Annotated in this window: 20 protein-coding genes; 14 read left to right on the forward strand and 6 right to left on the reverse strand. The window is 63.5% G+C overall.

Annotation, left to right across the window (positions count from 1 at the left end):
* Positions 1 to 66: 66 nt before the first annotated feature.
* From QME24_RS10860 to proP, 3 genes are all read left to right on the forward strand, one after another.
* On the forward strand, positions 67 to 960 hold the full coding sequence (locus QME24_RS10860; RefSeq protein ID WP_280091765.1) for a PA4780 family RIO1-like protein kinase: 894 nt from the start codon (positions 67 to 69) through the stop codon (positions 958 to 960).
* Between the two features lie 174 nt (positions 961 to 1,134).
* Positions 1,135 to 2,109, forward strand: a complete 975-nt coding sequence (hemB, locus tag QME24_RS10865) for a porphobilinogen synthase (RefSeq protein ID WP_029887703.1) — start codon at positions 1,135 to 1,137, stop codon at positions 2,107 to 2,109.
* 140 nt (positions 2,110 to 2,249) lie between these two features.
* Positions 2,250 to 3,752: a glycine betaine/L-proline transporter ProP gene (proP, locus tag QME24_RS10870; protein WP_029887704.1), complete on the forward strand. Its 1,503-nt coding sequence runs from the start codon at positions 2,250 to 2,252 to the stop codon at positions 3,750 to 3,752.
* Here the strand turns inward: proP and QME24_RS10875 are convergent, their stop codons facing one another.
* The 4 genes from QME24_RS10875 to QME24_RS10890 all read right to left on the reverse strand — a co-directional run bounded on the left by QME24_RS10875 (position 3,753) and on the right by QME24_RS10890 (position 8,309).
* Positions 3,753 to 4,454, reverse strand: a complete 702-nt coding sequence (locus QME24_RS10875; RefSeq protein WP_033690228.1) for a YoaK family protein — start codon at positions 4,452 to 4,454, stop codon at positions 3,753 to 3,755. It abuts the gene before it with no gap.
* 9 nt (positions 4,455 to 4,463) lie between these two features.
* Positions 4,464 to 5,093 carry a riboflavin synthase gene (locus tag QME24_RS10880; RefSeq protein ID WP_009682149.1) on the reverse strand — a complete coding sequence of 210 codons (630 nt, stop codon included), beginning with the start codon at positions 5,091 to 5,093 and terminating at the stop codon, positions 4,464 to 4,466.
* 125 nt (positions 5,094 to 5,218) lie between these two features.
* On the reverse strand, positions 5,219 to 7,285 hold the full coding sequence (treS, locus tag QME24_RS10885) for a maltose alpha-D-glucosyltransferase (protein ID WP_280091764.1): 2,067 nt from the start codon (positions 7,283 to 7,285) through the stop codon (positions 5,219 to 5,221).
* Between the two features lie 106 nt (positions 7,286 to 7,391).
* A complete protein-coding gene (locus tag QME24_RS10890) occupies positions 7,392 to 8,309 on the reverse strand; it encodes a LysR family transcriptional regulator (protein ID WP_280091763.1) in 918 nt (305 codons plus the stop codon).
* Positions 8,310 to 8,430: 121 nt separating this feature from the next.
* Here QME24_RS10890 and QME24_RS10895 point away from each other — a divergent pair, with 121 nt between their 5' ends.
* The 3 genes from QME24_RS10895 (at position 8,431) to QME24_RS10905 (ending at position 11,131) form a co-directional block, all read left to right on the forward strand.
* Positions 8,431 to 9,189, forward strand: coding sequence for a 5-oxoprolinase subunit PxpA (locus QME24_RS10895; RefSeq protein ID WP_009682146.1), 759 nt, complete (start codon positions 8,431 to 8,433; stop codon positions 9,187 to 9,189).
* Between the two features lie 86 nt (positions 9,190 to 9,275).
* Positions 9,276 to 10,163, forward strand: a complete 888-nt coding sequence (locus QME24_RS10900; RefSeq protein WP_054904401.1) for an allophanate hydrolase subunit 1 — start codon at positions 9,276 to 9,278, stop codon at positions 10,161 to 10,163.
* On the forward strand, positions 10,160 to 11,131 hold the full coding sequence (locus QME24_RS10905; protein ID WP_235768889.1) for a biotin-dependent carboxyltransferase family protein: 972 nt from the start codon (positions 10,160 to 10,162) through the stop codon (positions 11,129 to 11,131). Before QME24_RS10900 ends, QME24_RS10905 begins: the two co-directional genes overlap by 4 nt.
* A 55-nt stretch (positions 11,132 to 11,186) precedes the next feature.
* Here QME24_RS10905 and QME24_RS10910 read toward each other — a convergent pair whose 3' ends face one another.
* Entirely contained in the window at positions 11,187 to 12,422 is a 1,236-nt protein-coding gene (locus QME24_RS10910; RefSeq protein ID WP_280091767.1) for an MFS transporter, read from the reverse strand.
* Between the two features lie 258 nt (positions 12,423 to 12,680).
* Between QME24_RS10910 and QME24_RS10915 the strand changes: the two genes are divergently transcribed.
* Complete coding sequence (locus tag QME24_RS10915; protein WP_009682142.1) at positions 12,681 to 12,914, forward strand: hypothetical protein; 234 nt, start codon at positions 12,681 to 12,683, stop codon at positions 12,912 to 12,914.
* Between the two features lie 40 nt (positions 12,915 to 12,954).
* Here QME24_RS10915 and QME24_RS10920 read toward each other — a convergent pair whose 3' ends face one another.
* A complete protein-coding gene (locus tag QME24_RS10920; protein ID WP_280091766.1) occupies positions 12,955 to 13,278 on the reverse strand; it encodes a termination factor Rho in 324 nt (107 codons plus the stop codon).
* 491 nt (positions 13,279 to 13,769) lie between these two features.
* On the opposite strand from QME24_RS10920, the gene pstS reads away from it, so the two are divergent.
* The 7 genes from pstS (at position 13,770) to QME24_RS10955 (ending at position 20,647) form a co-directional block, all read left to right on the forward strand.
* Entirely contained in the window at positions 13,770 to 14,801 is a 1,032-nt protein-coding gene (gene pstS / locus QME24_RS10925) for a phosphate ABC transporter substrate-binding protein PstS (protein WP_054904403.1), read from the forward strand.
* Positions 14,802 to 14,870: 69 nt separating this feature from the next.
* Positions 14,871 to 15,839: a phosphate ABC transporter permease subunit PstC gene (pstC, locus tag QME24_RS10930; RefSeq protein WP_009681760.1), complete on the forward strand. Its 969-nt coding sequence runs from the start codon at positions 14,871 to 14,873 to the stop codon at positions 15,837 to 15,839.
* Positions 15,836 to 16,729: a phosphate ABC transporter permease PstA gene (gene pstA, locus QME24_RS10935; protein WP_009681761.1), complete on the forward strand. Its 894-nt coding sequence runs from the start codon at positions 15,836 to 15,838 to the stop codon at positions 16,727 to 16,729. The genes pstC and pstA overlap by 4 nt, the downstream gene beginning before the upstream one ends.
* A gap of 78 nt (positions 16,730 to 16,807) precedes the next feature.
* On the forward strand, positions 16,808 to 17,569 hold the full coding sequence (pstB, locus tag QME24_RS10940; RefSeq protein WP_017148287.1) for a phosphate ABC transporter ATP-binding protein PstB: 762 nt from the start codon (positions 16,808 to 16,810) through the stop codon (positions 17,567 to 17,569).
* Between the two features lie 91 nt (positions 17,570 to 17,660).
* Positions 17,661 to 18,359, forward strand: coding sequence for a hypothetical protein (locus QME24_RS10945; RefSeq protein ID WP_054904404.1), 699 nt, complete (start codon positions 17,661 to 17,663; stop codon positions 18,357 to 18,359).
* Complete coding sequence (locus tag QME24_RS10950) at positions 18,359 to 18,997, forward strand: HAD family hydrolase (protein ID WP_223809593.1); 639 nt, start codon at positions 18,359 to 18,361, stop codon at positions 18,995 to 18,997. The genes QME24_RS10945 and QME24_RS10950 overlap by 1 nt, the downstream gene beginning before the upstream one ends.
* Positions 18,998 to 19,459: 462 nt before the next feature.
* On the forward strand, positions 19,460 to 20,647 hold the full coding sequence (locus tag QME24_RS10955; RefSeq protein ID WP_029885155.1) for a porin: 1,188 nt from the start codon (positions 19,460 to 19,462) through the stop codon (positions 20,645 to 20,647).
* Positions 20,648 to 20,700 lie beyond the last annotated feature (53 nt).

The raw sequence follows: 20,700 nt of genomic DNA on the forward strand, positions 1-20,700 counted from the left end.
CGAGCATGTCGCAGCAGGCTGTGAGAGGATGTCCGTCAACACAGCCAGGACCCCGAACGCAGCCTGATGAAGACACCCAAAAGAATCGAACCCCTGATCGAAGACGGCCTCGTCGACGAAGTACTGCGGCCGTTGATGAGTGGCAAGGAAGCCGCCGTGTACGTGGTGCGTTGCGGCAGCCAGGTGCGCTGCGCCAAGGTCTATAAAGAATCCAACAAGCGCAGTTTCCGCCAGGCCGCCGAATACCAGGAAGGCCGCAAGGTGCGCAATAGCCGCCAGGCCCGGGCCATGGCCAAGGGTAGCAAGTACGGCCGCAAAGAGGCCGAGGACGCCTGGCAGAACGCCGAAGTGGCGGCACTGTTCCGCCTGGCCGGCGCCGGGGTCCGGGTGCCCAAGCCCTATGACTTCCAGGACGGCGTGTTGCTGATGGAGCTGGTGACCGACGCCGATGGCGATGCCGCACCCCGGCTCAACGACGTGCACCTGGAGGCCGAGGAGGCCCGGGTGTTCCATGCCTTCGTCATTCGCCAGATCGTGCTGATGCTGTGTGCCGGGCTGGTCCATGGCGACCTGTCCGAATTCAATGTGCTGCTCGGCCCGGACGGGCCGGTGATCATCGACCTGCCGCAGGCAGTGGACGCCGCCGCCAACAACCACGCATTCAGCATGCTGCAGCGTGACGTGGACAACATGGCCCACTACTTCGGGCGCTTTGCCCCAGAGCTGAAGAGCACGCGCTATGCCCAGGAAATGTGGGCGTTGTACGAGGCTGGCAAGTTGCTGCCCGATACCGTGTTGACCGGGGTATTCCAGGACGACGAGCATGAGGCCGACGTTGGCGGGGTAATGCGGGAAATCGACGCCGCCCGCTTGGACGAGGCCCGGCGCCGGGCAGCGCGTGCCGAGGCGGAAAACGGCCCGGCCAAGGCCGAAGAGCCGACACCGCCCTGGCTGCAATGATGTGCTGCCGGTGCAGCCCGCTTCGCAGGTTCCCCCCCGAAGCGGGCAACACCGGCTCAGCCAGTGCCCTGCGCGGCCATTACCTTTGATGCAGGACAATATCTCGTCATCCGGCCTTTTCACTGGCCCCTGACAGGCATAAGGTATACGCCGTTCAAATTCCCTGGAGCAGTCATGTCCAACCAATTCCCCTCCGTTCGTCCTCGCCGCCTGCGCCAGAACGAGTCCCTGCGCACCGTATTCCAGGAAACCGAATTCCGCCTTGAAGACCTGATCCTGCCGATCTTCGTGGAAGAAGGCATCGACGACTTCGTGCCCATCAGCAGCATGCCCGGCGTGAACCGCATCCCTGAGAAGCGGCTGGCCCAGGAAATCGAGCGCTATGCCCGCGCCGGTATCAAATCGGTGATGACCTTTGGTGTGTCTCACCACCTGGATGCCGTTGGCAGCGACACCTGGAACGAAAACGGCCTGGTGGCGCGCATGTCGCGTATCTGCAAGGACACCGTGCCGGAAATGGTGGTGATGTCCGATACCTGTTTCTGCGAATACACCAGCCACGGGCACTGCGGCGTGCTGCATGACCACGGCGTGGACAACGACGCCACCTTGGTCAACCTGGGCAAGCAGGCGGTGATCGCCGCCGCGGCCGGTGCCGACTTCATCGCGCCTTCGGCGGCGATGGACGGCCAGGTCCAGGCCATTCGTAGCGCGCTGGACGGTGCAGGCTTCCACGACACTGCGATCATGGCCTATTCGACCAAGTTCGCCTCGTCGCTGTACGGCCCGTTCCGCGAAGCAGGCGGCACTGCGCTCAAAGGTGACCGCAAGAGCTACCAGATGAACCCGATGAACCGCCGCGAGGCCGTGCGTGAATCGCTGCTTGACGAGCAGGAAGGTGCAGACGTGCTGATGGTCAAGCCGGCCGGTGCCTACCTTGACGTGATCGCCGACATTCGTGCGGCCTCGCGCCTGCCGCTGGCGGCGTACCAGGTCAGCGGTGAGTACGCGATGATCAAGTTCGGTGGCCTTGCCGGTGCCATCGACGAAGGCCGCGTGGTGCGCGAAAGCATTGGCGCTATCAAGCGCGCCGGTGCCGACCTAATCCTGACCTACTTCGCCATGGACCTGGCCCGCGAAGGCATTTGAGCAGCAAAGCAGCTCCCCTGGACTGGGGGCGGGCTTACCCGCCCCCAGCGCAATTCCCTACAAAAATTCATTAAGCGCTGAATTATTTTGTGTCCCGTTGTATCAGATGCCATAGAGCATTGATCGACAGGGATACAGGCATGAAATCTCGCAGGAAAAGCGTCAAACCTATTGGCCTCAAGGACATCACGATCGTCGACGATGCCAAGATGAAGAAGGCGATCACCGCCGCTGCACTGGGTAACGCCATGGAGTGGTTCGACTTCGGTGTCTATGGCTTCGTCGCCTATGCATTGGGCAAGGTGTTCTTCCCCAACGCCGACCCCAGTGTGCAAATGATCGCGGCGTTGGCCACCTTTTCGGTGCCATTCCTCATTCGCCCCCTGGGCGGGCTGTTCTTCGGCGCCCTCGGCGACAAGTTCGGCCGGCAGAAAATCCTTGCCGCCACCATCGTCATCATGTCCCTCAGCACCTTTGCCATTGGCTTGATACCGTCCTATGCCAGTATCGGCATATGGGCGCCGATACTGCTGTTGCTGGCGAAAATGGCCCAGGGCTTCTCGGTGGGCGGCGAGTACACCGGCGCCTCGATCTTCGTGGCCGAGTATGCGCCTGACCGCAAGCGCGGCTTCCTTGGCAGCTGGCTGGACTTCGGCTCGATCGCCGGCTTCGTCCTGGGCGCCGGGGTAGTGGTGCTCATTTCCACGGTGCTTGGCGAAGAAAGGTTCCTTGAGTGGGGCTGGCGCCTGCCGTTCTTCCTGGCCTTGCCGCTGGGCATCATCGGCCTCTACCTGCGTAACGCCCTGGAGGAAACCCCCGCGTTCCAGCAGCACGTCGACAAGATGGAGCAGGGTGACCGCGAGGGCCTGGCGTCGGGGCCCAAGGTGTCGTTCAAGGAAGTGGCGACCAAGCACTGGCGTAGCCTGGTGACCTGCATTGGCGTGGTGATCGCCACCAACGTCACCTACTACATGCTGTTGACCTACATGCCCAGCTACCTCTCGCACAACCTGCATTACAGCGAGGACCATGGCGTACTGATCATCATCGCGATCATGGTCGGCATGCTGTTCGTGCAGCCCATCATCGGCCTGCTGAGCGACAAGTTCGGCCGTCGCCCGTTTATCGTGGTCGGCAGTGTCGGGCTGTTCGCCCTGGCCATTCCGGCATTCATGCTGATCAACAGTGGTGTGCTGGGGTTGATCTTCTCGGGGCTGCTGATCATTGCGGTGCTGCTGAACTTCTTCATCGGTGTCATGGCGTCGACGTTGCCGGCGATGTTCCCCACTCACATCCGCTACAGCGCACTGGCCAGTGCCTTCAACATCTCCGTGCTGATCGCCGGCCTGACCCCCACCATCGCCGCCTGGCTGGTGGAAAGCAGCGGCAACCTGTACATGCCCGCCTACTACCTGATGGTGATCGCCGCGGTGGGCCTGGTGACCGGCCTGACCATGAAGGAAACCGCCAACAAACCGCTGCGCGGTGCCGCACCGGCGGCATCGGACATCGACGAGGCCCGGGAGCTGCTGCAGGAACACCACGACAACATCGAGCAGAAGATCGAGGACATCGACGAGCAGATCGCCGAGCTCGAGGCCAAGCGCAAGTTGTTGGTCCAGCAGCACCCGCGCATCGATTGATCAGCGCGGCATGTAGCCACGCTGCCAGGCACGTGGAATGAACCGCGACACCAGGGCCAGCAGGCACGCCAGCACGCAACTGCCGGCCAGTGCCTGCAGGCCCAGGTGGTGTTGCAGCCAGGCGCCCAGCGCGGCGCCCAGCAGCATCCCTGCCCACGGCACCAGTTGCACCCGCCAGCCGTGGCGCCGCTCGCCCAGCAACCAGCGCCCAAGGCCGCGGCCGAAGCGTGACAGTGCACCGGTGACGTAGGTGAGGCCGATGGGCAGGCCGTTCACTTGCTCGACGACTGCGTTGATCATGCCCATGGCCAGGGTCGCGGCCAGCAATGCCGGGAAGGTGGCCGCCAGTGGCCACGCTGCAGCGCAGGCCAGCAACGCCGCCACGACCACCAGCACGGGCCAGGCCCGGCGACGGAAGCCGCGCGCCAGCACTACCCCCAATGTGTTACCCGCGACAAAGCCCAGCAAAGCGCCGCTCAGGCGCAGCACCAGGGCCAGGTCAGCCTGGCTGATCGCCACCGCCAGGCGCGTGGTATTACCGCTCATGAACGATACGAAGTCGCCCAGGGCCAGCAGGCCAATGGCGTCGGTCATGCCTGCCAGCACCGACAGCCCGGCCACCAGGCCAAGGCCGACACGGCCACGCAGCACCTGCAGGCGCAAGCGCCTGGCCGTACGGGTAGTAAGGGGATGGGGTAGCACGGGCAGGCCTCAGGGCAACAGGTTTTCGCGGGCCAGGGTGCCTTTGATGGTGCGCTCGACCACATCCACCAGCACCATGGTCTGGTGATCGACCTCGATGTTCAGCAAATCGCCGGCAGCGTAGCTGGCGAACGTGGTCTGGCGCAGGGTTTCCGGGATCAGGTTGATGGTGACCAGGTTGTCTTCCACGTCGGCCACGGTCAGGCTGCAGCCGTTGACCCCGATGAAGCCCCGCGGGAACACGTACTTGCCCCATGGCGGCGGCATGCGGAAACGGATGAAGGCGCCGGTCTGCTCGATCGACAGTTCGACTATTTCTGCGGTCGTGGCAATGTGGCCAGCCATGAGGTGGCCGCCGACTTCGGCGTTCATCTTCGCCGAACGCTCGATGTTGACCCCTTGGCCGGCCTTGAAATTGCGCAGGTTGGTGCGTTCCAGGGTGGCCGTCATTGCATCGAACCTGACGTGGCTGCCGTCGATCTCGGTGACAGACAAGCACGTGCCCTCGACGCTAACGCTGGCGCCGATCTTCAACTCATCGAGCAGTTCCGGGGTGAGGTCAATGGTGAACTGGTTGTGGCCCGGGTAGCTGGTCACATCAAGCAGTGGGCGGACGGCCTGGACGATGCCGGTGTACATGGTGTTGCTCCTGGGCGCGAAAAGAAAACACCCGAACGCTATGCCTGTACGGCCTCAAAAGCAAGGCGCCAGCGCCCTGGTGCTGCCCAGGGATGCGGCCGGGCATACCCAGGGCGCTGGCCGGCTCACACATGCCCGGTGCTGTTGACGATGCGCAGGCACAGCGCTTCGTACGGGTCCAGGTTCACCAGCAAACGGCCATCCTCAGTCAGGTCGCCTTCTACCGTTTCGTTGATCATGTCCACCACCGGCCCTGGCGTGAAGCCCGTTAGCAGTAGCTCCTCGGCGATCACCTCCTGGCTGAAGTTCAACGCACTGATCTGGATGCCGCGCCCGGCCGGTAGCTCATGCACCATGACCAGCAACCCAGGGCTGCTGACCTCCGGCACCAGCACCTGGCGGCTGGTGGCAATGCCGTAGGCCTGGCGCACCGCGAGCAGTTTTTTCACCTTGCAGGCGAACGAGTCAGGGTTGTCCAGTTGGCTGTCGAGGCTGCCATACAGCGCCCGCGCCCGCGGCATGCCGCGCACTGACGTGTCCGCTTGCGGGTCGAGCCCGGCCAGGTCGTAGCCGCCGCGGTGAATCCAGCGGGTATCGCCGTCGAGCATGCGCTCGGCCACGGCTTCGCCTGGCAAGGGCAGGGCGCCGACCATGTCCCAGCCCGACAGCGCCACCACACCTGGCTGCATGGCGTTGTACATGACCAGCAGCAGGTGCAGTTTCTGGATCTGCTCGATGTCCGCCGGGCCTATCTGGTCGAGGTCGCGGATGCCCAGTGCCGCAGTGATGAGGCTGGCGGTGGTGCAGGCGATGCCATTGGTGACGAAGCGCAGGTTGTAGGGCGCATGCTCGCCCGACAGGCGTTCGTAGATTTCTTCGCGGATGTGCTCGCGCAAGATGTTGCCGGGTAATGTCTGGCCCTTGTACAGGTACATGTCATGGGCATGCAGGGTCCAGAAGTGCACCAGCTCCACGGTCAGTTCGTCGTGGTTCTGCAGGGCATGGATCAGTGAGGCCGGGTCGATGCCGAAGGCGTGCATTTCCTTGAGCATCAGGCGCAGGAACTCGGTGTCGCCGGTCAGCAAGGCATGTTGGTAGGCGGGCCGGGTGATGAAGTCGTAGGACAGGTCGGCACCGCCCTTGGACATTTGCGCAATGTCATCGAGGGTCAGGTTCAGTTCCTGGAAACTGAAGCCGCCGGCCTTGCGGATCATGCCACCGATCAATTGGTTGCCGACCAGCGACAGCGGGTGGCTTTCCGACCAGGCGGTGCCGCTGGCACGGGTTTCCACCCCGAGAAAACCGTTGGCATCCAGGCGCAGGCCACGTGCACCCAGGCAATCCAGGGCATGCAGGGCGTCGCCGATGATCATCTGCTGGGCGGCAAAGGTGGGGTCCAGCCAGTTCAGCGACGGTTGGCCATCTTTGAAGTAGTGCAGGTAGACCCAACGCCGGGTCTTGCCGTCGACACCGGTGACCGGTGGGGTGGCGCTCCAGTCGGTTTCCTTGACCCCCGGCTCGAAGAAAATCACCCGCTGCAACTGCCCGACGATGTAATGGCGTGCCTTGAGCTCGTCGCACTGTGCGGGCAGCAGGTTGGCCGAGTCACGTCCGGGTGGCACGTCGGGCAGCAAGTGCCAGTCTTCCTCGCGTATCTCCACCATGTGGTACAGGCCCGGGTAGGCGCCGTAGGCCATTTCCGCCAGGCGGAAGTCGGCGCCCTTGCCGGTGTGCGAAGGGATCAGGTCGTCGATGGTCACCGCATTGTGCGCGGCAGCCATGCGGCTCATCTGGATCAGCTCCGGCTCGCTGCCATAGAGCGGGTCGATATCGAAGCTGATGCGGTCGAAGTTGCCGTCTACGCTGGGTGTGAGCTCGCGGTCGCGAATACCGCCAGACAGCTTGATCGGCCCGGTGTGCAGGCCTTGAATGCCGATTTCCGACAGGCGCTTCCACAAGGCTTCATGGGCCAGGGCACCGAGCACCGAGCAGCCCTCTGGGGCGATGATGGCATCGGGGTAAACGGTCAGCCAGACCGAGGCGATTTCCGTGGCCCGGCGGGGCTGTGCCTCGGCGTAGGGTTGTTGCCACAGGCGCGACTGGCCTGAGTACAGGCTGGCGCGCTCCTGGGAAGCCTTGAGCATGGCGCGCGCTTCGAGCCATTTCACGTATGCTGGGTCGGGCTGGGTCATTTCGCGTCCTCTTTGCGTGTCGGCACCGGCTCAGGTTATGACGGCAGAGCGGTCGGATCGTTCGGCCGGGAGCCAGGGCCTGCACGAAATGCCTGGCACAGCGTGCTCAGCGCCGTGCAGCCCACTGCTGCGGTGCCAGGAAGGCGCCGTGGAAGTAATTGCGCAAAGCCTGCATCGCCGGGCTGAACGCCCGCTCGCGGTGCCAGGCCAGCCCCACGCTCATGGGCGCTACCGGGTCGCTGATGGTGACTGTTTCGATGCGCTTGCCCTCCAGCGACCATGGCCGGTGCACCAGGTCTGACAAGATCGCTACGCCACTGCCATTGGCGACCATGCTGCGCACCGCCTCCACCGAACTGGTGCGCACGCGCACGCTGGGCCGTTGCCCGGCCTGCTGCCAATAGCGCATGGCGCTTTGCTCGGCTTCGTCCACGGTCAACAAAATGAACGGCTCTGTGGCGACATCGGCCAGGCTCACGGCCGAGCGTTCGCACAGGGGGTGGTGCGCGGGCAGCCATAGGCGGCGCTCGGAGTTGAACAGCGTTTCTGAAACGATAGCCGGGTGGGTCAGGTTGGCGGTCAGCACCACCGCCATGTCGAAGCGCCCCTCCAGCAGCCCTTGCTCGATGGCACTGCGCTCCTGTTCGTAAAGTTCCAGGGTCACGTCGGGGTGCCAGTGCTCCAGGCGCTGCAAGTGGTGCGGCAGGAAGTAGCCGATTACCGTGTAGCTGGCTGCCAGGCGCAACAGGCCGCTGGCGCGTATGTCCGGCAACGGGCTGTTCAGCGCATCGTCGACGCTGCGCAGGATGACGTAGGCGCGGTTGAGGAAGTGCCGGCCGGCTTCGGTCAGGTTCATGCCCTGGGCGGAGCGCTGGAACAGCAGCACGCCGAGCATGGCCTCCAGCTCTTTGATGGCCGTGGTGACCGCCGACTGGGAAATATTGAGGTGGAGGGCGGCCTGGGAGATCTGGCCGATTTCGGCAGTGGCGACAAAGTAGCGCACCTGGCGCAAGGTAAGTGACACGGCAGGCTCCCGGGGTATCTGTTTTTCCGAAGACACCCATTCTGTTTATAGATCTTCCCAAGGGGTAGGGAAGAATCTAACGTGGCTTGCATGCAGCCACAAGCGCCAGGGAGATACGGTCATGCAAGCAGTGGATTTCAACTCGGACATGGGCGAGGGCTTTGGCCCGTGGACCATTGGCGACGGCGTGGATAACGAGCTGATGGGTTACATCAGCAGCGCCAATATCGCCACCGGTTTTCATGCCGGCGACCCCGGCACCATGCGCCGTACGGTGGAGCGGGCCAAGGCCCTGGGGGTTGCCGTGGGGGCACACCCGGGGTTCCGCGACCTGGTCGGTTTCGGTCGCCGGCACATCAACGCATCGGCGCAGGAACTGGTCGACGACATGCTTTACCAGCTCGGGGCGCTGCGTGAAATCGCCCGGGCCCAGGGCGTGAGTCTGCAGCACATCAAACCCCACGGGGCGCTTTACATGCACCTGGCCCGTGACGAGCAAGCTGCACGCTTGCTGGTGGAAAACCTGCGGCTGATCGAACCGCAGTTATTGCTGTTCTGCATGCCCGGCTCGGTGATCTGCCGCATTGCCCAGGAGCTTGGCCAGCCGGTGGTGCGCGAGTTCTATGCCGACCGCGAGTACGACCTGAGCGGCTCGATCGTGTTCACCCGTAACGTAAGGGGCTACCAGCCTTTGGCGGTCGCCGAGCGCGTACTGCGGGCTTGCCGGCAAGGTGTGGTGCGCACCGTCGAGGGCCAGGACCTGGCCATCGAGTTCGATTCCATTTGCCTGCACAGTGATACGCCGGGCGCCCTCGACCTGGTCGAGGCCACGCGCAAGGCGCTGGACCAGGCTGGCATCGTGGTGCGTGCACCGCGCTGACGCTGGTATCCGGCAGCCACAGGCCGGAGCCTGATCATGTTGTTTTCGCCTGCCTTTCTATAACGATTTCAAGAAAAGGAACAGTCATGGCCGAATCGCTTGCTACAACGCCTATCCGCTACAGCTTCGGCGCCGACGAGCACCTGTTTGCCGAGGTCAGCGAGAGCATGTCGCTGGAAGCCTTCTTCAAAGGTATGGCCGTCACCCGTGCGGTACAGCGCCTGGCGCTGGACGGCGTGCTGGATGTGTGCCTGGCCAATGCGTCGTTCCAGGTGCGTTTCGACCCCGACCGCATCGCCCCCGATGCCCTGCTGGCAGCGGTGCGCGGCGCCGAAGCGCAGGCGGTGGCCGAGCGTTCGTTGCATACCCGCATCATCGAGATTCCGGTGCTGTACAACGACCCCTGGACCCACGAAACCTTGATGCGCTTCCGGGACCGCCACCAGGACCCGGCCAGCACCGACCTGGAGTACGCGGCCCGCATCAATGGCCTGGCCGATGTCGACGCGTTCATTGCGGCGCACAGCGGTGCACCGTGGTTCGTTTCCATGGTCGGCTTCGTCGCCGGCCTGCCGTTCATGTTCCAGATGGTCGAGCGCCAGCGCCAGTTGCAGGTGCCCAAGTACCTGCGGCCGCGTACCGACACGCCCCGCCTGACCCTGGGCCATGGTGGTTGTTTCGGTTGCATCTATTCGGTGCGCGGCGCGGGCGGTTACCAGATGTTCGGCGTCACCCCGGCACCGATCTACGACCCGCAACAGACCTTGAGCTACCTGAAGGAGCACATGGTGTTCTTCCGCCCAGGTGACATCGTGCAATTCAAACCCATCGACCGCCGCGCGTATGACCAGGCAGTGGCTGAGGTGGAGGAGGGCCGTTTCGACCTGCGCATTCGCCCGGTGGTGTTTTCCCTGGACGCATTCCTTGCCGACCCGGTCGGCTACCCCAAATCGCTGCAGGAGGTGCTGGCATGATCAAGGTACTCAAACCGGGCCTGGCGACCTCCGTGCAGGACCTGGGGCGCGAAGGCTATTACCACCTGGGCATCCCGCCATCTGGCGCGCTCGACCAGTATGCCCTGAGCGCAGCCAATTACCTGGTGGGCAACCCGCCGGGCGCTGCCGGCCTGGAATGTGCGCTGGTCGGCCCTGAACTTGAGTTCCAGGCAGATGCGCTGGTGGCAGTGTGCGGTGCGCAGATGCCCGCCTTGCTCGATGGCCGCGAGCAGCGGCCCGACACGGCATTTGCCGTGCGCGCCGGGCAGGTGCTGCGTTTCAGCTTCCCGACGGCGGGCGCGCGGGCCTACCTGGCAGTGGCGGGGGGTATTGATGTGGCCGAGGTGCTGGGTAGCCGATCGACCTACGCGCTTGGGGCCTTGGGTGGCTTCCAGGGGCGCAAGTTGTTGGCCGGTGACCTGTTGCCGGTCGGCACGCCCACCGGCACCGGCCGCGCCGGCGCAAGCCTGCCGATGGCACTGCGCCAGGCCCTGGGCGGCGAAGTGGTGCTGCGGGTGGTGCCGGGATTGTATTTTCACCGGCTGACCGAAGCTGCTGCGCAAAGCTTCTTCACCGAAGCCTGGACGGTAGGCTCCGAGGCGGATCGCATCGGTTACCGCTACAAAGGCGGAAGTGCCTTGAGTTTCCAGCCGCGGGAGCAACCATTCGGTGCTGGTTCGGACCCTTCCAACATCGTCGACAGCTGCTACCCCATCGGCTCGATCCAGGTACCGGCCGGGCTGGAGCCGATCATTCTGCACCGGGATGCCGTATCGGGCGGTGGCTACGCCATGATTGGCACGGTGATCAGCGCCGACCTCGACCTGATCGGGCAGATGCAGCCGAATCAGCAGGCACGCTTTCTGAGAGTCAGCCTGGAGCAGGCACTGGAGGCACGCCGCTCTTACAAGAAGAAGCTGGCGTGCCTGGCCCGGTTGTTCAGCTGAACGGATGACAACTTGCCGATGCGGGGGGCAAGGGCCGCCAACCCCGCCCGGCCATTTACGCAGGTTGCTCGGCCAAGCCGTTACTGACGTTGCGCCCCAGCACCAGCACGGTGACGAAGCCACAGCCCACCAGGGCCGTGGCCAGGCTCAAGAGCACTGCGGTGCCCATGTGGTCCACCACTTGCCCGCCAAAGAACGAGCCCACGGCAATGATCACCTGGAACAAGGCCACGAACAGCGGCATGCCCCGCTCGACATCCTTGGGCGCGACCACGAACATCCAGATATTGGCGCAGGCCGGGAACGCGCCGAAGGCGAACCCCCATAGCGCAATCAGCATCGCCGCGCCGGTCAGGCCGGTGGCGAAATACGGAAACAGCGCTGTGCTGGCGGCGATCAGCAATGCCACCAGCATCAGCGAATGGCGCACACTGCGGTTGGCGGCGAAGCCGGCGAAGCCGGCGAAGATATTGCCCATGAACCCGGCCACGCCATACAGCAGCAACAATGAGCCGATGGTCGGGCCGTCGAAGCCGGCATTCTGTTTGAAGAACGGCGCTACATAGGTGTAGGCGGCAAAATGCGCCAGGCCAATCAACAGCACGGCGATCAGGCCAACGCGCGCTTGCGGGTTGATGAACAGCGCCGGCAGGTCGCGCACACCAATGGCTTTTTCGGGCAACAGCCGCGGCAGCAGCAAAACCTGCGCCAGGAGCACGGGCACGCCCACCAGTGCAGTCACCAGGAAGGCCATTCGCCAGCCCAGCAGGCCGCTTAGCCAGGTGCCTACCGGCACGCCCACCACCGTCGCCAGGGTCACCCCGGCCATGATGATCGAGTTGGCCTTGGCCACGCCGACGCCCTCAGGGGCCAGGCGCCCGCTGAGGGCGATGGCCGTGGCCCAGAAGCCGCCGATGCTGACACCCAGCAGCACCCGGCCGACCAGTAGCAGGCTGAAGTCGCCCGCATAGGCGACGATGCTGTTGGCGATGATCATGATCAGCGTCAGGCCGATCAGCAGGTAGCGCCGGTCCAGCGCGCCAACCCCCACGGAAATGGCCGGGGCGGCCAGCGCGGCCATGATGCCGGGCAGGGTGACCATCAGGCCGGCGAAGCCTGCACTGATACCCAGGTCGCTGGCGACATCGTTGAGAACGCCCACTGGCAGAAATTCGCTGGTGACCAGGGCGAAGGCGCCAATGGCGACCGAGAGGATCGCCAGCCACTGCTGGGTCACGCTCTGTTGATTATGTTCAGGACGGCCCCGTGGGGCCTGGCTGGCACTTGGCATGGTGGTGACTTCCAAGGAGGGATGACGCCTGTAGCAGGCGCGGGAGGGGGGATTGGCCGGGGATTATAGGGGTGGGTGTGGGCGGCCGACAGGCGAACGGCGTGATAGTGAACATCAGTGCCATCGATGAAACGCCGGGTGCAGAGCGGTTGCTGGCGAATGACGCCTCGGCGTGCAGACCGCTGACCCAAAATATTGCATGAGTCTTCTTGATGCTTTTACCTAGCGGTACTAATACTAAATCACGGCCGCAGAGGGATGATCATGCAAACACGCTTCGTTGTGGTTCCCGCAGTGCCGCTGAAAAAAGAGGTTCAGCCTCGGCGGCTTGGCTTTCCCGCTGCATTGGGCGAGGGTTACGACCTCTACGATACGCAAGACAAGGTGCGTTTGAGCCTGAACTTTGCCACCCGAGCCCAGGCGGAATTCGAGTGTGACTGTCGCAACCGCTGCCCGGATGCCGATGCTGCGGAGATCGCCGGCATGGTCTAGTCACGTACGGTGGGCCCTCACCAAGGGGTGAGGGTAGCGATCAGCCGTGGTTGCGCAGGGCGGCGACCAGTTCGGCCTTGGTCATGCTGGAGCGGCCTTTTATGGCTTTGCTGCGGGCTTCCTTCAGCAGGCTTTCCTTTGTCTGGCTTTCCAGTGAGCTGCCGGATGCGCGCGCGTGCCCGTGGCGGGTGTGTGCTGCCCGCCTGGCCGAATCGGCGCGGGCGGCTTTCTTCTCGCTGGCAGAGGTGCTGCTCCCCGAGCCGCCTTGCTTTTCACCGCCGCCGGATTGCTTGTTGACCGTGGCCCAGGCGCGCGCTTCGGCTTCCTCTTTGGCCAGGCCTTTATCCTCATAGGCGTGCTCGATGTGCTCGGCCTTGCGCTTCTGTTTTTAGGTGTACTTGCCTTTGTCGCCGCGTGGCATGGTGTTCACTCCTGCAGTCATACCTGAACGGTTGAAACGCTCCCCGCCAGAGAGTGCCGGTCACTGGACGAGCGGCACCGTGCCGCGCATCGACGACAACCGCGCGCGACACTGTCGCCAACCCCATTCGCGCCGGTCTGGTGAGCAGGCGGGTGGCTATCCGCATTGGGGCCATGTGTGGCAGGGATAGCGCAGGTGAGGGCTTCGCCCTCATTTCGCGACACGAGGCCGCTCCTACAACAGATTGCCCGAGCGGGGAAAACATGCACCCAAGACAGCAGCCCCTGTGGGAGCCCGGCTTGCCGGCGATGGGCCGCAAAGCGGCCCCAACTGGTTGACGAAGCGGGATCAACGAACGGCTTGCCTTTCAATGGTCACAAAGCTGTAACACAGCTGATGCAAAGTGTGCCGGCCATCACAAGGAGCGCTTTTCGATGATTCGCCTGATGAAGTCTGCTGCACTCGCCGTTGCCGTTTCGCTTTGCGCCACTTCCGCTGCATTTGCTGCTGAAAACGTACGCCTGACCGGTTCCGGCGCCAGCTTCCCGGCACCGATCTACCTGACCTGGTTCAAGGATTTCAGCAAGAACACAGCGGGCGTTACCGTTGATTACCAATCCAAGGGGAGTGGCGCGGGCGTTCAGGACTTCCTGAACAAGACCGTCGACTTCGCCGCCAGCGACTCGGCCATGAGCGAAGCCGACATCGCCAAGGTTGCCGAGGGCGTCCAGTTGCTGCCGATGACCGCCGGCGAAATCGTCCTGGCTTACAACCTGCCCGGCAACCCCAAGGGCCTGAAGTTGCCGCGCGATGTTTACTCGAACATCTTCCTCGGCAAGATCACCCAGTGGAACGACCCGAAAATCGCCGCGGCCAACCCGCAAATGAAGCTGCCTGACCTGCCCATCACCGTGGTGGTACGTGCCGACTCCAGTGGCACCAACGCCGTGTTCACCAAGCACCTGTCGGCCATCAACGCCGACTTCAAGAGCACCTTGGGTGAGGGCAACACGGTCAACTGGCCAGCGACCGACAAGTTCATCAAATCGCCGAAGAACGACGGGGTGACCGCTACCGTTCGCCAGACCCCAGGTGCCATTGGCTACATCGAGTACGGCTTCGCCAAGCTGGCCAAGGTGGACTTCGCTGCCCTGGAAAACAAGGCTGGCCAGTACGTGGTGCCAAATGCCGAAAGCGGTGCCCAGGCCCTGGCAGCGGTGAAACTGCCGGAAAACCTGGTCGCCAACCTGCCCGACCCGGAAGGCGCCAAGTCCTACCCGATCACCTCCTACACCTGGATGATCTTCCGCAAGGACAACGGCAACCCGGCAAAGGCCAAGGCCATGCGTGAGATGGTCGAGTACGGCCTCACCCAGGGCCAGAAGATTGCCGACTCGATGGGCTACATCCCGCTGCCGCCATCGGTTGTCGACCAGGTGCGCAAAGCGTCTGCAAACATCCAGTAACACCCAGGCGCTCCCGGCAGCGGCATGAAGCCATGCCGGGGGTGTTTGTCCCTTGTCCCGGAATACGCCATGAACACACCTTTTGCCATACCGGATAATCCCGATTCCGCGTGCCAGCCACCGTCTACGAAAGACTTTCTGGTCGACCGCACCTTCCGTGCGCTTGCCCGTATCGGGGTGGTGCTGGTACTGGCGCTGGTTTTCGCGCTGGTCTACGAAGTGGGCCGCAAGGCACTGCCAGGCATTGAAAAGCACGGTTTCGACGTGCTCCTGGGCAGTGTCTGGGACGTCAACCAAGGCAAGTACGGTATTCTGCCCGCGATCTGGGGTACGCTCTACAGCGCCTTCATCGCCCTGTTGATTGCCGGTTTCTTCGGCGTCAGCATGGCCATTTTCCTCACCCAGGATTTCCTTCCGGCCAGGCTTGCCGCGGTGTTCCGCACCATCGTCGAGCTGCTCGCCGCCATCCCCAGCGTGGTCTATGGCCTGTGGGGCATCTATGTGGTCATCCCGGCCATTCGCCCCCTGACCACCTGGTTGAACAGCGAGCTGGGCTGGATTCCGTTTTTTGGCACCTCCCTCAGCGGGCCCGGCCTGCTGCCGGCCGCACTGGTCCTGGCGATCATGATCCTGCCGACCATCGCTGCCGTTTCGCAGGACGCGCTGACCAGCGTGCCCATGAAAACCAAGCAGGCCGCCTACGGCATGGGCACCACGCACTGGGAGGCCATCCTGAAAGTGATGGTGCCTTCTGCGGCCACCGGTATCTTTGGCTCGCTGGTGCTGGGCCTTGGCCGGGCTCTGGGCGAAACCATGGCGCTGGCCATGCTGGTGGGTAATGCCAACACCATTTCCGTGTCCTTGTTCGCCCCGGCCAATACCCTGGCGGCGCTGCTGGCGCTGAACTTCCCGGAAGCCGGCCCGAACGAGATCGAAGTGCTGATGTATGCGGCACTGGTACTGATGTTCATCACCCTGCTGGTGAACGTGCTTGGCTCGATGATCATGCTCTACGCTCAGCGGGGGAATAAACAATGACCAACCTGACAACCCCTGCCGCCGCGCTGCCCAGCCTGCAGCGCCGGCTCGAAGGCCGCGCCTTGCGCAGCCTGGTGTTGACCATCCTGGCCTGGTTGGCCGCGTTGCTGGCCAGTGTGCCGCTGATTTCCGTGCTGTACATGCTGATCACCCGCGGCGGTGCCCGCCTGAACCTGGAAGTGTTCACCGAACTGCCGCCGACGGGGTTCGAGATGGGCGGCGGCTTCGGCAACGCCATGGCCGGTACCTTCGTCATGGTCGGCATCGCTGCTGCCATCGCGGTGCCGGTGGGTATCCTGGCCGCGGTGTTCCTTGCCGAGCTGGGCCCGGACAGCAAGCTGGCCAACGCTGCAAGGTTTGCCGCCAAGATGCTCACCGGCCTGCCATCGATCCTGGCCGGTGTGTTTGCCTACGCCCTGGTGGTGATGACTACCGGCACCTATTCGGCACCGGCAGGCGGGGTGGCACTGGCGGTGCTGATGCTGCCCATCGTGGTACTGACCGCCGAAGAGGCGATGAAGATGGTCCCCAAGATCATGAAGGACGCTGCCTACGGCATGGGCTGCACCCGTGCCCAGGTCATCTGCAAGATCGTGCTGCCCACCGGCTTGCCGGCCATTCTCACCGGCGTGATGCTGGCCGTGGCCCGTGCCGCAGGTGAAACCGCGCCCTTGCTGTTCACCGCGCTGTTCAGCAACTACTGGATCTACCACAACGGCGACCTGGCGGTAATGAACCCCACTGCCTCGCTGGCGGTGCTGATCTACAACTTCTCCGGCATGCCGTTCGACAACCAGCTTGAGCTCGCCTGGGCGGCCTCGCTGGTGCTGGTCATGATCGTGCTGGTCATCAACATCCTTAGCCGTGTATTCGGCAAGCCCAAGTATTGAGAACAGGGAGCATCCATCTTGAACGTATCCACCGCACAACGTGCCGCTCCCGTGGCCAGCGAAGCCACCCCCATCGTCATGGACTGCAAGCTGGACAAGATTTTCTACGGCAACTTCATGGCCGTGCGCGACAGCCATGTGCCGATCCGCAAGAACGAGATTACCGGCTTCATTGGGCCGTCCGGCTGCGGCAAGAGCACCGTGCTGCGTAGCCTGAACCGCATGAACGACCTGGTGAAAGGCTTCCGCTTCGAGGGCCACGTGCACTTCCTGGGCCAGGATGTGTATGGCAAGGGCGTAGACCCGGTAGTGGTGCGCCGCTATATCGGCATGGTGTTCCAGCAGCCCAACCCGTTTTCCATGAGCATTTTCGACAACGTTGCCTTTGGCCTGCGCCTGAACCGCTACAAAGGGGACCTGGGCGACCGCGTGAAACACGCCCTGCAAGGCGCTGCGCTGTGGGACGAAGTGAAGGACAAGCTCAAGGTCAGCGGCCTGTCGTTGTCCGGCGGCCAGCAGCAGCGCCTGTGTATCGCCCGGGCCATCGCCACCGAGCCGGAAGTGCTGCTGCTGGACGAGCCGTGCTCGGCACTCGACCCCATTGCCACCCGCCGCGTGGAAGAGCTGATGGTCGAGCTGAAGAAGGACTACACCATCGCCCTGGTGACCCACAACATGCAGCAGGCGATTCGCGTTGCCGACACCACGGCGTTCTTCTCGGTGGACATTTCCCAGGGGACCCGTACCGGCTACCTGGTCGAGATGGGGCCGACCGCGCAGATCTTCCAGAACCCGCGTGAACAACTGACCAGTGACTATATCAGCGGCAAGTTCAGCTGAACCATCGCTGTACAAGGGGGCGGTGCTGCAACCAGGGAGGTGGCAGCACCGCCCGCACAACCTTTGGTTAAAGTGTTACCCAGGATTACCAATGCAACCGATGTGTCGATTAGATCTGTCTGCGGTAGAGCGCGCTCTGCGCGAGGTGCAGGGCCGTTTTGCCGAGCTGAGCCAACACTTCACCGAACCGCGGGACCCGTTCACCGACGAGGTGCTGCTGAATGTGGTTGAAGGCTACGCGCTGATTGACGACTATGTCGCTCGCGGAATAGACCTGTTCGACCTGCAACAGCTGAACCTGATGCTGGAAATCAATGCCACGGTGCTGTGTGGCCGTGACCCGGCCCGGCGCGTGGAGTTCGCGGCGCACCTGGCGGCGACCGAAGCGCATTTTTTCAACAATGTGGAAGGTGGCATCAAGGACTTGCACAACTGGTATTGCGCCTACCGCAGCGATTCGATCTGGAAGCGGGCAGCCGGTGTGTACGTACGGATCCTCAGCAAGCCACAGCTGTTCATCGAAGGTAACAACCGCACCGGCTCGCTCATCGTCAGTTACCTGCTGATGCGTGCCGGGCTGCCGCCATTCGTGCTGTCGCTGGACAACGCCGAGGGCTACTTCAACCCGTCCTCGGTCATACGTAATTCCGCCAAACACGGTGTCAAGGCTTTGTACGAACTGCCCAAGATCAAGAAAAAGTACGCCGCGTTCCTCGAGGCCAAGGCGCCTGCGCCCGGCAAGTTCTTCCTGGGCGCCACCGCGGTGCCTGTTTGCGCGGGGGGGCGCTGATGCAACCGTTCACCCTGATAGAGCGCGGGCGGCAGGCCATCGAGCGCAAGCTCAAACGTGGCCAGGTGCGCATTTCGTTCGATATCGACGACACCCTGGCCTGCCAGCCTGAGCACGCGGCTGCCGAGCACAGCAGGTTGCCGGGCTTCGTCCACCGCTGGCTCGGTGAGCCCCTGCGCAGCGGTACCCGCGAGCTGATTCGCGACCTGCGCCGCCAGGGCTGCAGCATCTGGATCTATACCTCGTCCGGGCGCACCCCAGCGTACATCCGCCGCTGGTTGCTGCTGTACGGCATTCATGTCGACGGGGTGGTCAACAGTGACCGCCACCAGCACATACTGGCGCGGAATGGGCTGGCGCATTCCCCGTCCAAACTGCCTTCGGCCTTCGATATCGACCTGCATGTGGATGACTCCGAAGGCGTGCGGCTGGAAGGCGTGGACCATGGTTTCCGCGTTGTGGTGGTGTGCCCGCAGGACAAGCACTGGGCGCAGAAGGTCAAGGCCGCAGCGGTGGACGTGCAGGCCCGCCTGGCCCGGCAGCAGCCGCACCGCTACGAAGCGCCTGTGAGATCGAGCGCCGCCCGCGCGGCGCAATCGCGAGCTGCGCTCGCTCCTACGTTTGTTTCGGGCCAGTAACGCCTGTGACAGGCGCGCGCGGCCGCCTTGTTTGTACGGCGCGATATTGAGGCATGCACCAAGGCGTTCGCGCGCGAATCCCACAGGAATAATTGGCCCGAAACAAACGTAGGAGCGAGCGCAGCTCGCGATTGCGCCGCGCGGGCGGCGCTCGCTCTAACAGGCGCTGCCATACCTTGTGGCAAACACCTGTCAGCCCTAAGGCGATCCCAGTGGGAGCTGGCTTGCCGGCGATGGGCCGCAAGGCGGCCCCGGTTCATTCAGGCGTATTGATACCCGCCTGCCACGCCTGCCTACACCCTAAGTCTTGCCCCCCCGACCCCAGCAGGTCCCAAGACCAAATCACCGCGCCACACCCTCCGCTCCAAAGCACCCGCCAACCCACGCCAAAGCAGCGTTCCGGGTGGCCTGCCGGCTTCTGATAATCGCCTCCGACATCCTGTCCCCCGTTTGGAGCGCGCCATGCACAACAACAAAAAGCACCTGCCGCCTCGTTTTCTCGCTGCTGCCTTCGCCAGTGTTTCCGCCTTGGGCCTGAGTGGTGCCGCCGAGGCCGAGATCATGCTGTACGACAAGGACCAGACGACATTCTCTACCGATGGCTACATCAACGCCTTCTATGTCAACAGCAAGGTCGACCGCGAGGGCGAGCAGTTCGATCGGCGCCAGTCGCGGGTGAAGATGGGCTTTTTGCCCAACTACATCGGTTTCAACATGGGCAAGCAGGTAGACGACCTGAAACTCGGCGCGCGGGCGTCGTTCTGGGTCACCATCAACGACAGCGAAACCAACGGCACCGATACCGCCATCGACGTGCGCCAGTTCTACGGCACGGTGGCCAACCCTGAGTGGGGCGAAGTGCTGATAGGCAAGGACTTTGGCCTGTTCGCGCGCTCCAACATCCTGTTGGACGAGCTGCTGGCCGGTTATGGCCAGGTCAGTGACACGCTGGGCCTGGTGGATGGCGGCGGGGTGTCGTTCGGCAACATCGGCAGCGGTTACCCCTATCCGTTTCCCACCTCGCAGATCACCTACCGCACGCCGGTGATGGACGGCCTGCGCGTGGCGGTCGGCATCATGGACCCCGTGGATACCAACGACAGCAGCCCGACCGGCAAGGCCTACCAGGAAAACCCACGCACCGAGAGCGAAATCACCTACCAGTTCGACCTGGCGGGGGCGCAGATCTACAGCTGGGTCAACGGCAGCTACCAGACCTCGGACAACACCGACTCGACGGTCCAGTCCGTCACCTCCAAGGGGGTCGGCTATGGGGTGCAGGCGAAGCTGGGCGGCTGGTCATTGACCGGCTCTGGGTTCCAGGCCAAGGGCATCAACCCGTTCTTCACCAATAACGCGGGCGAGCCGGTGTTGCGTAATGTGGACAGCGACGGCTACCTGTTACAGGGCTCCTACAAGTTCGGCAAAAACCGCGTGGCGCTGTCGTATGGCAAGACCAAGGACGATGGCAACGGTGCGGTGGGCAGCGGTGCCGACTACAAGACCCGTGGGGTGGCGTTGTTCCATGACGTCAACGACAACCTCAAGCTGGTGGCCGAGTACAACCAGTTCTCCATCGATGGGCATGAGGGCAGTGCGCAGAATGAAGACACCGATACCTTGGCTGTGGGCGCGGTGCTGACCTGGTAAGCACGGGGCGGCAAGGCAGGCGCAGGTGAAGCTGGCACTTACACCCTTGGAAC

It is taken from the genome of Pseudomonas sp. PARCl1, assembly GCF_947311875.1.
GTDB classification, from domain to species: Bacteria; Pseudomonadota; Gammaproteobacteria; order Pseudomonadales; family Pseudomonadaceae; genus Aquipseudomonas; species Aquipseudomonas juntendi.